This window comes from Blautia sp. MSK.20.85 (genome assembly GCF_013317245.1).
Lineage (GTDB): Bacteria > Bacillota > Clostridia > Lachnospirales > Lachnospiraceae > Blautia_A.
The window spans coordinates 15,753-27,545 of record NZ_JAAIUN010000028.1 but is presented as its reverse complement, the minus strand read 5'-3'; the positions used below and the strand labels follow the sequence as shown (position 1 = coordinate 27,545).

The following is an 11,793-nucleotide window of genomic DNA, read 5'->3' as shown; positions in this document are numbered from 1 at the left end:
ATAATATGAATGATTGATCTTATGCGGATTCCGTCGGAACGGAGCTCGCCGGTAAATACAGTGTTAAAAAACAGATCGGCTCAGTGAAGAGCGTCCAGATATTTTCCGTCCAGAACATCCTTGAGATACTGACCGTACTGGTTTTTCTTAAGGATTTCGTAAACCTTGAGCACGTCCTCCTTTGTGATCCAGCCGTTTAAGTAAGCAATCTCCTCAAGGCATGCGATCTTGCGGTGCTGATGCTGCTCCATGGTCTTTACGAAGTTGGTTGCCTCTACAAGGCTTTCGTGTGTACCGGTATCCAGCCATGTGAAGCCCTGGCCCAGAAGCTCGACGTTCAGCTGTCCCTTCTCAAGATAGATACGGTTCAGGTCTGTGATCTCAAGCTCGCCTCTTGCGCTTGGCTTCAGGTTCTTTGCGTACTCTACAACCTTGTTGTCGTAGAAGTAGAGACCGGTGACACAGTAGTTGCTCTTTGGCTTTTCCGGTTTCTCTTCAATGGAAACTGCTTTTCCGTTCTGGTCGAATTCTACGATACCGAAACGCTCCGGATCATCCACATAGTATCCGAAAACAGTGGCTCCTTTGCCTGTTTCTGCGTTGTTTACAGCAGCTTTCAGGCGCTTTTTGAGGCCATGTCCTGCGAAAATATTGTCACCAAGGACCATACATACAGTGTCGTTGCCGATGAATTCCTCACCAATAATGAATGCCTGGGCAAGTCCGTCCGGGCTTGGCTGTACAGCATAGGTGAGGTTGACACCAAACTGATGGCCGTCACCGAGAAGCTCCTCAAATCTCGGGGTATCCTGCGGTGTGGAGATGATCAGGATATCACGGATGCCTGCATTCATAAGAACAGACATAGGATAGTAGATCATCGGTTTGTCAAAGATCGGCAGAAGTTGTTTGGAGGTCACCATGGTAAGCGGGTAAAGACGTGTTCCGGAGCCTCCGGCTAAAATAATTCCTTTCATATGTTTTCTCCTTTGCGTGATGATGTGCAGCATAAGTCGTGCCTGCACATAACTTTGTTACTGTAACTGTATTATAAAAGGTGACGTAAGGTTATCTTCAAGCGCTTTTTTCATATTTTTTATTTTTGGCTATTTTTCACAAATAAATACGCCGGCGTCCTTGGTAATGCGGAAGCCTTTGGCAGTTTTTCTAGCAGTGTAGGCCCGGAATTCCTTGTAACGGTCCAGGATATACTGATTCTGGTTGCCGTGGCAGGAGAGAACGTAGGAGATCAGCGGCTCCGCATCCTGGACCAGAAGGCAGTCTTCATAAGAAAGCCAATGAGCCTTTGGGAAAAAAGGCTCCAGGATACTTTGACCGTTTTCACGTCCGAACCGTTCATAAAGCCGGTCTGCGGAAAGCACTATCCGTTCATCAAAATCCTGCACCAGCTGGCTGACCTCCTGCATATGTGCCTTTCCGTAAGCACTGCAGAGAAATCTTCCGCCGGGAGCGAGGACACGGCGAACTTCTTTCAGGACGGAGGGAATATCATCGCAGTAAAAAAGCACGTGATTGGCGATCACCAGATCAAAGCTTTCGTCCTTGCAGGGGATTTTTCTGCAGTCAAAGGCCCGGAACGCAAACCGGGTATCCGAGGAACCGATGGCTCGTCTGGCATCGCGGAGCATACCGTTGGAAATATCGGAAAGTGTGATGGAGATATCCTCCGGCAGAAGGGAAAGGTTGTCGGTCCATAACGTTCCGTCCCCGCAGCCCAGCTCCAGAATACGAAGACCGGGCGAGATCCGGCATTGCTCAAAGATCCAGGGAAACCATCCCTGTTTGTTCTGGGAGTACAGACTGTGGAGATTGATCCTGGAGGAAATGTTGGTGGCATTCTGATACTGATTCTTGAGGCTTTTTTCCATGCCGGTCAGGTGGATCAGGTTCAGCATCTGGCTCCAGTCAATGGTGTGCTGTTCATTTATCACCTGTGCGGTATCCTGGATCGCTTTTTCCACCAGCTGCATTTGTTCGATCCGGTCATGGACCAGACGAAGCTGGATATTCAGAGAATTCAGCATGAAATGATAATCGGAATCACCGATGGTCATTTCACGGATGTCATCCAGGGAAAAGCCCAGATATTTCAGAAGGAGGATCTGCTGAAGCCTTGCAAAATCCTCGTCTGTATAAAAACGTGCGCCGGATTCGGTGACGAGAGAGGGTTTCAGGATATCCTGTTTATCATAATAGCGGACAGTACGCAGAGTTACATGTGCCATGCGTGCAAATTCGCCGGAGGAATAGTAGCCGTCTTTTTTCATAAAAAATAGATTCCTTTCTGAGGAAATAATAAACATCCTGCAATAGAAGTCATAAAAGAATTATAATTCAGATTCGGAAGCCGTACAAGAGAAAAACAATATTGACAAAATTCTGCTGGTTTGTTAGTATATCGTTTCGAAAAAAAGGAACCCCGGAATCATATTTCCGGGATAAGCGTTCGATATAAAAAGGAGTAATTTTTATGCGAAACCGTACTCTGGATATGGTAAAGGCGATCTGTGCTTATGCAGTTGTGCTTCTTCACGTCCATTTTCCGGGAAATGCCGGGATCATAGCCAATGTACTTGCCAGATTTGCAGTACCTGTGTTTTTTATGGTTTCCGGATATTTCTGCTTCCGTGGTGACGATACGGAATTTGTAAGAACCGGGAAAAAAGTCCGGCATGTTCTTAAACTGATGCTTGTGGCATTTCCGGTCTGCTGTCTGTGGGAGCTGATCCAGAACCACATCGACGGAGCAAGCCAGAAGGAATGGCTGGAAGCCCTGGTTTCGGGGGAACATATTCGCCAGTTTCTTCTATATAATAACAGCTCTCAGGTGAAATGGCATCTGTGGTTTCTCCCGGCACTGCTCTATTGTTATCTTCTTTTTGCCCTGGCAGCAAGATTCCGGATTTGTAAGCAGGCATATGTTCTGATACCGGTGCTTCTTCTGATCCATTTCGGAATGGAGGAATTTTCGACCTTCCTGTTCCCGGAAAAGCATTTCCGTGTTATGCAGTTTCGAAACTATCTGTTTACCGGATTTCCGTTTTTTATGTTGGGACATCTGATACACAGACATCAGGAAAAGCTGGAAGCCTGGTTTGCCGGAAAAAAAGTGTTTCTTTTGTATGGCATGGCAGCTGGCGGCGGGATCGCAAGTCTGCTGGAATACCGGTATTTTGGCAAACTGGAATTGTTTCTGGGTTCAGTATTTATGGCTGTTGGCCTTTTTCTCATTGCGATCATGGGAAAAAATCGGAAAGTGCCCGAGCTTCCGGTAGCCATCGGTCAGAAATATGCATTTTTTATTTATCTGTTCCATCTCTGTGTGGCGGATATCCTGAAGGATGTGGCTGTGGCAGTTGGAATTGAGAAAAATCTTTTATATCTGTGGATGAGACCGGTGATGGTCTGTGTTTTTGTGACTGCTGTGGCGGTAATGTATGGATATGGAATGAGGATCTGCCGGAAATAGAGGAGTTTATGGTATTTTCATATTTATGCGCTGTGATTTTGTACTAAAATATGCTAAAATATCCTTTATTGATAAGTCACAGCACTCCCCCGGAGGATGTGGGGAAAGCGACTGGAATATCCTGCTTCAGGGTGAAAAATACTGAGACGTGAAAGAAAAAGGAGATTTTTATGGATTTACAAAACAGAGCGGAGGCCGGCGGTGACGGACACGATGAGAGTGTACTGAATCCGGAGATGCCCAACGAAACAGATCTGACGAAGAAGGAACGCCGCCGGATCGAAAAAGAGAAACTGAAGGGAATGGGAACAGGTAAGAAGATTCAGTATATCTGGATGTATTATAAGATACATATGCTGTGCGTGCTTCTTGCCATTGGCGGAGTCTGTCTGGGAGTGAATATTTATCGTCACGCACAGATGAAGACGGTGCTTTCCATTGCAGTGGTGAATGCAGGGGATTTTGACGCTGAGAAGGTGGAAGAGGATGCCCTGAAGACACTGGGAACAGAGGATAAATATGCAGAAGTCAGTGTGGCACAGAATCTGATGACGGACGAGACAGGAGAGGATTTCGATTATTATGCCAGGATCGCATATGTGACGGAAATCCAGAGTGCTACCGTTGATGTCCTGATCATGCCGAAGGAACTCTATGAACATGAGAAGGACAGCGGAATGTATGCAGATCTCAGGGAAACGTTTGGAGATGAGGTATTTGAGTCTTTGGGCGCTGTGGATGATCAGCATCTGGAGCTTGACGGCAGCAGTAGTATTGCTCAGGAATTTGGCCTGAGATATGATCCGGTGTGCATCTGCCTTCCGGGTAATGTGAAGAATAAAGATAATGCATTGAAATGGATCCAGTCTGTTCTGAAATGATGAATCCATATGTCTGGCTGAGTACAGAGATAAATAAGGCCTCCGGTTCGTAATACAGGAACCGGAGGCCTTATTATATATGAATATTACAGTGTATCGTTACGTTTGATGTAGCCGGGCTCATCTGCAGGACGGATGATCTCCTTGGCATGTGTGATCTTGGCATGCTTGTCTACGACCAGATTTTCGATATGGACATTTTCACCGATGGTGCAGTCTGCAAGAACTACACAGTTCTTGATAACAGCGCCCTTTTTGATGGTACAGCCACGTCCGACAATAGAATTCTCTACAGTTCCCTCGATCATGGAGCCGTTGGAGATAACGGAGTTGGAAACATTAGCTGTGTCAAAATAATGGGTCGGGCAGGAGTTATTGGTGCGTGTATAGATCGGCCAGTTATCATGGAAAAGATCTGTTGCAGTTTTGTAGTCGATCAGATCCATATTTGCATCGTGATAGCTCTTGAAATCAGTGATCGATGCAAAATATCCGCGATGAGATATACCACGCACATCCAGCTCACCGTCTCTGCAGCCGGCATTGATCACGTCTGCAAGGGTATAAAGAGAGGAAATCTCTTTTGCCTTATGGATGAGGCTGATGAAAAGCTCCTTGCTCATTACGTAGGTATCCATGAAAATGTTGCGGTTCTTTGCATTGCCGTGGTTGTGCTCAATGGAGAGAACACCCTTCTGACGGTTCAGGTTCAGGATGTGGCAGTTCAGATAGTTCTCCTTGGCATTATCAACGGAATGATAAAGCATGGTCACATCTGCACCGGATTCGATATGGGCATCGATCAGCTTGGAATAGTCGGTGGTGTAGATCATGTAATTCGGAGCGATAACAACATACGGATAATGAACTGCTTCGATGCACTCCAGATTGGAGTAGTAGTTGTCGATATCGGTGTTATAGATATCGTTGACTCCGAAATGCTCTGAAAAGAGGAGTTGGAGATTACCGCTCTTGGAGTTGATGTTATAGTGACGTCCGGTTCCGAGATGTTCTACAAGAGAACGGGGTTTGTTCTTTACATAGACCTGAATGTACTCAATTCCGCTGTTGGTCATATTTGAGATCGGGAAGTCGATGACACGATATCTTCCGAGAAATGAAAAGGCGCCGATCGCACGGTAGTCCTGAAGCCCCTCCACATGGATATTTCTTTCTGAGGAATTCACGATTCCAAATGCTTTAAACATATTACTCAGCCCCCTTTACACGTTTTGATACAAGTTCGATGTGCTCACTGTCCTTGGAACCGACACGAGCATTGGTACCGATCACGACTCCGTCTGCAACGAGAGCACGCTGGACAACGGCACCTGCTTCAACAACAACACCCGGCATCAGGACACTGTCGATGATCTTGGCACCAGGACCGACCTTGACACCTGTGAAAAGTACGGAGTTGGTGATCTCACCTTCTACAACACAGCCCTGAGTGATGAAAGCAGTGTTGATCACAGCTGTATCACAGATATACTGTGGAAGAGAGGTAGCATCCTCAGTGTAGATTTTCCAGGTAGGATCGTTAAGATCCAGTTCACTGTTTGGACTGAGAAGATCCATGTTTGCCTCCCAGAGAGAATCGATGGTTCCTACATCCTTCCAGTAGCCTTTGAACTTGTAGGCGTAGAGTGCCTTGTCCTGTGCAAGGAGTGTAGGGATGATGTCTTTACCGAAATCGTGATTGGAATCAGGATTCTTGATATCAGCCAGCAGGAGCTTGCGCAGAAGCTTCCAGTTGAATATGTAGATACCCATGGAGGCAAGATTGCTCTTCGGGTGTTCCGGTTTCTCCTCAAATTCCACGATGCGGTCATCTTCACCGGTGTTCATGATACCGAAACGGCTGGCTTCCTTCATGGGAACCTCGATAACTGCAATAGTCGCATCTGCCTTATGCTGGATATGGTCATCAAGCATCTTTGCATAATTCATCTTATAGATGTGGTCACCGGAAAGGATCAGAAGGTATTCCGGGTTCTGTGAGTCGATGAAATCAATATTCTGAGAGATCGCATCAGCTGTTCCACGGTATACATCCAGACCGGCATCAGCCTTCTCACGTGGAGGAAGTACATAAACTCCGCTGTCCTTGGCATCAAGGCCCCAGCGGCCACCGGCTGCTACATAGCTGTTCAGTAAAACTGATTCATACTGTGTCAGTACACCTACGACATCAATGCCGCTGTTGGCACAGTTACTGAGCGGAAAATCCACGATGCGATACTTACCACCATAACCAACGGCTGGCTTGGCAACTTTATTCGTCAACTCGTGAAGACGACTTCCTCTTCCGCCGGCCAGAATCATTGCTAACATACTGTTTTGTTTCATGGCGAATCCTCACTTTCATTTCTTGTTTATTGTCAGAAGTGTTTTAACTTAAAAACAATAAACTTTGTTCATATTATACACCTTTTGGGATTGAAAATCCAGTTTTTTGTGCAAAAAAACGTTATTTTTGTGTTAAAATTTTGTGCGAATTTGAAAAAATTGACAGGTAATTTGTCGGAATAGAAAGAAACGGTCAAAGCCGGTCCTGAAATTCAGATAAAATGGTGAAAAAACATCCAGAATCCGGATTTGCTTGCGTAAGAAGAGGAAAAAGTGTATTCTGAAAAAAAGATTTTATTCGGACAAAAGTATCCGGCGAAGAACTATTTGGGAATAACAGAGGGAGAAAATAAGATGAAAGATGAAAAAATTTCCAACTATGTAAAGCTATGTGAAGACTGGGCAGATAAATTCATGAAAATGGATCAGGAAAATTTAAGAAAAAGAGTTCCGGAACTGAAGGAAGAAAATGGATTTCTTACCCTGATCCATTTCGGACGAAAATACGGGATCAGCCTGAATGATGGAAGCATCTGCAGTATGGATGGCCAGCAGGAGCCGGATACAACAGAAATGCTGAATATTTATACACTCCTCGGATATGCCAAAGAAGGAGCGTTTTTTATGAATAAATGGGTACCTTTTGCAGATCTTCGCAATGCAAGACCTTTTGCACCGGCATATAAGATCGGTGAGACCGATGTGTTTGGAGCTACGTTTTCCGGACATGAAAAAGAACTTCGGGAAGCATTCTGCAAACTTGGAGGAAAAGAACTCCCACAGGGAGATGTGGGCTATGAAATCAGAGCCTTTGAATGTATGCCAATGAGATTTTTTTTCTGGGAGAGAGATGAGGAGTTTGAAGCCCAGGGAAATATTCTTTTTGATTACAGCGCCACAGATTTTAATCATGTGGAAAGTGCGGTATCCATTGCAGATGCAGGGATCAGGCGTCTGGCGGAGCTGGCAGACTTACCAGTCAGAGGAAAGTCTTTTCGGATGAAATAAATACAGGATTGACGAAACGGAATGGATGTGGTAATGTATGTCTGAAATAGTTAGTCAAAACTAACATAAAGAAAGGTAGACATGCCATATGGGAAAATATCTGAAATCAGTGGGGAAAAACAGTCTTGATTTTCTGAAATATGTAGGCCCGGGGCTGCTTGTAACGGTGGGATTTATTGATCCGGGAAACTGGGCATCCAATATAGCTGCAGGTTCCGGCTATGGATACAGTCTTCTGTGGATGGTGACATTGTCTACGGTTATGCTGATTATTCTGCAGCATAATGCGGCTCATCTGGGAATTGTTACGGGCCTTTGTATTTCGGAAGCCGCCAGCCGCTATATGAATAAAACAGTAAAAAATATAGTACTCTGGACAGCGGTGGCAGCAGCGGTTGCGACAGCCATGGCAGAAATCCTGGGAGGTGCCATAGCTCTTGAGATGCTGTTTCATATTCCTGTCCGGGTGGGAAGTATGGTGATACTGCTGGCAGTACTGGTATGCCAGTTTACAAATGCCTATAAAAAAATTGAAAAACTGATTATATTGTTTGTTTCTCTGATTGGTTTTTCTTTTCTGGTTGAGATTGGTATATCAGATATTGACTGGCCGGCGGCAGTGTCAGGATGGGTGAAACCATATTTCCCGGAAAATTCCATGCCTGTGATTATGAGTGTCCTGGGAGCAGTTGTAATGCCGCACAATCTTTTCCTTCATTCCGAAGTAATTCAGAGCAGGCAGTGGAATCTGGAAGAGGAAGAGGTGATTCAGAAACAGCTGAAATATGAGTTTAAGGATACGCTTTTTTCCATGATTATTGGCTGGGCGATCAACAGTGCAATGATTCTGATGGCAGCGGCGACTTTTTACAGAAAAGGGGAAGGCGCAGTTAATGATCTGTCTGTGGCGGGAAATATGCTGACTCCGCTTCTGGGCAAAGGAGCCTCTGTGATTTTTGCCCTGGCACTTCTTCTGGCAGGTCTTTCTTCCAGTATTACAGCCGGAATGGCAGGCGGGACTATTTTTTCGGGAATTTTTAATAAACCATATGATATCAGTACAAAAGAAACCAGACAGGGTGTACTGATAACAATGGTTCCCGCTGCGCTGCTGATTCTTCTGGTCCGTTCACCTTTTGATGGACTGATCTATTCGCAGATGCTCCTGGGAATGCAGCTGCCCATCACTGTTTTTACACAGATATATCTTACATCGTCCACCAGAGTTATGGGAAAATATGCCAACAGTACCAGATTAAAGGTAACCTTATGGACGATTGCGGGAATTGTAACACTTTTAAATGCAGGATTGCTGGTTACATCTATATAAGCTGAGCAGACAGCGAAGCAGATTGCGAAAATCTGCTGGAATCATATGAAAAATATGGGAAAAACGGAGAACTATATGAAAAAATGTTTGCTATTGTTGTAAAAAGAGTATATTATTATTGCATAACTATGAAATTTTGGCGACCATTTTGATCTATCTGTGAGGTGTCACGACAGAAGTCTCTGTCAATTTCCCAGAAACATTTTTTTGTCAGTATGGACAGGAGAGAACCGGAAGCAGAAAAGTACAAGGGTCCTGGAGGTGTAAAAAAGTGGGCAAGAATGCGTCGGGAATGTATGTAATAGATGCAGATTATAATATAGTCAGCTATAACCATGCGGCAGAAATTATATACCCGGAGCTGAAAAAGGGAGAAAAGTGTTATCGATGTCTGATGCATGAAGAGAATCCATGTGCGGAATGCCCGGTTGTTAACGGTATTGAAGGTCCGAAGAACTATCTGGAAACGAAGCAAAAGGTTCTGAGATCCATTGATGCAGTGGAAATTCAGCTGGAGTCCGGAGAACTGGGACATGCGATGATATTTTCGGCGGCAGAAGCAACAGAAGAAACATACAGAGGAATTACCAATAATGGAGAGAATCCTCTGCTGCTGGGAATCATCAATGTGCTGGGCAAGGACTACAGCAATATTTATTCTGTAAACTGTGCCACACATGAAATACAGGTATTCCGTTTTCATAATCCTGTACTTGGTGGAGTAAGTGAAAGCCTGATCCGTGAGGAACCTTACGAAAAAGTAGTGGACATTTACATAGAAGATAATGTTGCGTCTGAGGATAAGACCAGAATGAGGCAGATGCTGGATTTTGACAAAATCTGTCAGCGTCTGAAAAAGGTTTCCCAGTTTATGATCCACTATAGGGTGAGAAGGGACGGAATTACACATTATTACTATGTAAAATGTGCAAGAATTGGGAAGGCAGATGATTTTGAGGCGATTGTTCTGGCTTTTGCCAATGAAGATATGGATATTCAACACAGTGAAATGGAATCAATTCTGGAACCAGGCGGACCATCGTCCAGAAGAAAGCTTCTTATAATAGAAGATAATGAACTGAACCGGAAACTTCTGGCAGAGCTCCTGGAAGACAGTTATGAAGTTATGACTGCGGTTAACGGAGAAGAGGGACTGAAGCTGCTGGGAGAAAATTACCGTGATATTTCTGCAATTCTTCTGGATGTGAGTATGCCAATCTGTGACGGATTTCAGTTTCTGGACAGAATCCGGGATGATGTAATGCTTTCTTCTGTTCCGGTAATTGTAATAACAGGAAGTAACCGCCCGGAAGATGAGGTTCGCTGTCTGGAACTGGGTGCCGTTGACTTTATCCGGAAGCCTTACAATGTCCGGATTGTGAAGGGAAAGATCAACAGTGTAATCAAGCTTCGGGAATCTGCGATTGTTTTGTCTGCACTGGAATACGATGAGCTGACGGGACTTTATATCCGCCAGGCATTTTTTCATCATGCAAAGACACTGATGCGTGTCAAAAATGACCAGAAGTTTCATGTGGTTGTGGCAGATGTCAAAAATTTCAAGTGGATTAATGGTACCTACGGAGAAAAAACAGGAGATCAGGTTCTGGCATATCTCGGAGATGCATACAAAAAACAGGTTCACAGTGGAATGGTAGCCAGATATGGTGGAGATCAGTTTGTAGCTATTGTATATGGAGATCTGAACCTTGCAGAAGAAAAGGTGGAAGCTGCTATTCACAGGATTGCAGAGAGGGCTCCCATTTCAAATCTGGCTGTGAATTATGGTATTTATGAAAATGTGGATAAGACATTACCGCTGACTTTGATCTGTGACAGGGCATTTCTTGCCATGAAGAGTATACAGAATGACTATGAGCATTCGTTTGCTTTTTATGATGAGGAGATGGGGCGGAAACATATCCGTGACAGGATGATGGAAAATGAGTTTGATGAAGCTATCCGCAATGAAGAATTTGTGGTTTATCTCCAGCCTAAATATAATGTAGTAACAGAAGAAATCGCAGGTGCGGAAGCACTTGTACGATGGAAGAAAAAAGATGGCTCTATGGTATCTCCAGGTGAATTTATTCCACTTTATGAGAAGGATGGATTGATTGTACGCCTGGATGAATATGTGTTTAATAAAGTATGTGAGATTCAGAAAACACTTATGAGGTCAGGGAAAAAGCTGATCCCTATTTCGGTGAATCTTTCCAGGGCAAGTATCCACTACGAAAATATGATTTTGCGTTATGTACATATTGTAGAGGAGAATGGTATTCCATTTTTCGCAGTGCCTATTGAACTTACAGAGACAGCAGATCTTTATAATGTGCAGATTAAGGAGCTTACAGAGAAGATGGTAAATGCCGGATTTGAACTTCATATGGATGATTTTGGATCCGGATATTCTTCCATGACAAGTTTAAACCAGCTGCCCTTTGATACGCTGAAACTGGACAAGAGCCTGATTGATTACATAGAAAATCCGAGAGGAAAAGAAGTGATCCGCCATACCATAGCCCTGGCACACAGTCTGGGAATGCAGGTACTTGCAGAAGGGGTGGAAACGGCCAGTCAGGTAAAAATTCTCCGGGAACTGGACTGTGATGAAATTCAGGGATTTTATTATTCCAGACCGGTACCGTGGGAAGAATTCTGCACAGATTTTATGGGAAAATAAAACAGAATTACAACACGCTGACAGTATTTAACTGGCAGCGTGTTTTTTG

General features: G+C 44.4%; 9 protein-coding genes. 5 read left to right on the top strand and 4 right to left on the bottom strand.

The window, feature by feature from the left end:
• Window positions 1-80: 80 nt before the first annotated feature.
• Window positions 81-977 (bottom strand): glucose-1-phosphate thymidylyltransferase RfbA, encoded by an 897-nt coding sequence (gene rfbA / locus G5B12_RS13345; protein WP_118170718.1) that lies wholly within the window; start codon window positions 975-977, stop codon window positions 81-83.
• Between the two features lie 129 nt (window positions 978-1,106).
• Window positions 1,107-2,288 carry a MerR family transcriptional regulator gene (locus tag G5B12_RS13340; RefSeq protein ID WP_174088467.1) on the bottom strand — a complete coding sequence of 394 codons (1,182 nt, stop codon included), beginning with the start codon at window positions 2,286-2,288 and terminating at the stop codon, window positions 1,107-1,109.
• Window positions 2,289-2,491: 203 nt separating this feature from the next.
• Between G5B12_RS13340 and G5B12_RS13335 the strand changes: the two genes are divergently transcribed.
• Together G5B12_RS13335 and G5B12_RS13330 are read left to right on the top strand one after the other, a co-directional pair.
• Window positions 2,492-3,490 (top strand): acyltransferase, encoded by a 999-nt coding sequence (locus G5B12_RS13335; RefSeq protein WP_173746260.1) that lies wholly within the window; start codon window positions 2,492-2,494, stop codon window positions 3,488-3,490.
• Window positions 3,491-3,660: 170 nt separating this feature from the next.
• A complete protein-coding gene (locus tag G5B12_RS13330) occupies window positions 3,661-4,371 on the top strand; it encodes a hypothetical protein (RefSeq protein WP_173746258.1) in 711 nt (236 codons plus the stop codon).
• Between the two features lie 86 nt (window positions 4,372-4,457).
• Here the strand turns inward: G5B12_RS13330 and glgD are convergent, their stop codons facing one another.
• Window positions 4,458-5,579 (bottom strand): glucose-1-phosphate adenylyltransferase subunit GlgD, encoded by a 1,122-nt coding sequence (glgD, locus tag G5B12_RS13325; protein WP_118514924.1) that lies wholly within the window; start codon window positions 5,577-5,579, stop codon window positions 4,458-4,460.
• Window position 5,580: 1 nt separating this feature from the next.
• Window positions 5,581-6,720 (bottom strand): glucose-1-phosphate adenylyltransferase, encoded by a 1,140-nt coding sequence (locus tag G5B12_RS13320; RefSeq protein ID WP_059086314.1) that lies wholly within the window; start codon window positions 6,718-6,720, stop codon window positions 5,581-5,583.
• A gap of 354 nt (window positions 6,721-7,074) precedes the next feature.
• On the opposite strand from G5B12_RS13320, the gene G5B12_RS13315 reads away from it, so the two are divergent.
• The 3 genes from G5B12_RS13315 (at window position 7,075) to G5B12_RS13305 (ending at window position 11,744) form a co-directional block, all read left to right on the top strand.
• Entirely contained in the window at window positions 7,075-7,728 is a 654-nt protein-coding gene (locus G5B12_RS13315) for a DUF3786 domain-containing protein (protein WP_174088466.1), read from the top strand.
• 88 nt (window positions 7,729-7,816) lie between these two features.
• Window positions 7,817-9,058 carry an Nramp family divalent metal transporter gene (locus G5B12_RS13310; protein ID WP_118071117.1) on the top strand — a complete coding sequence of 414 codons (1,242 nt, stop codon included), beginning with the start codon at window positions 7,817-7,819 and terminating at the stop codon, window positions 9,056-9,058.
• 271 nt (window positions 9,059-9,329) lie between these two features.
• Window positions 9,330-11,744, top strand: a complete 2,415-nt coding sequence (locus G5B12_RS13305) for a putative bifunctional diguanylate cyclase/phosphodiesterase (protein WP_330597722.1) — start codon at window positions 9,330-9,332, stop codon at window positions 11,742-11,744.
• Window positions 11,745-11,793 lie beyond the last annotated feature (49 nt).

Bases quoted from the DNA above. Each gene is read 5' to 3' on its own strand.
- glgD (WP_118514924.1), bottom strand. From the start codon at position 5,579: ATGTTTAAAGCATTTGGAATCGTGAATTCCTCAGAAAGAAATATCCAT.
- G5B12_RS13335 (WP_173746260.1), top strand. From the start codon at position 2,492: ATGCGAAACCGTACTCTGGATATGGTAAAGGCGATCTGTGCTTATGCA.
- G5B12_RS13330 (WP_173746258.1), top strand. From the start codon at position 3,661: ATGGATTTACAAAACAGAGCGGAGGCCGGCGGTGACGGACACGATGAG.
- rfbA (WP_118170718.1), bottom strand. From the start codon at position 977: ATGAAAGGAATTATTTTAGCCGGAGGCTCCGGAACACGTCTTTACCCG.
- G5B12_RS13320 (WP_059086314.1), bottom strand. From the start codon at position 6,720: ATGAAACAAAACAGTATGTTAGCAATGATTCTGGCCGGCGGAAGAGGA.
- G5B12_RS13340 (WP_174088467.1), bottom strand. From the start codon at position 2,288: ATGAAAAAAGACGGCTACTATTCCTCCGGCGAATTTGCACGCATGGCA.
- G5B12_RS13310 (WP_118071117.1), top strand. From the start codon at position 7,817: ATGGGAAAATATCTGAAATCAGTGGGGAAAAACAGTCTTGATTTTCTG.
- G5B12_RS13315 (WP_174088466.1), top strand. From the start codon at position 7,075: ATGAAAGATGAAAAAATTTCCAACTATGTAAAGCTATGTGAAGACTGG.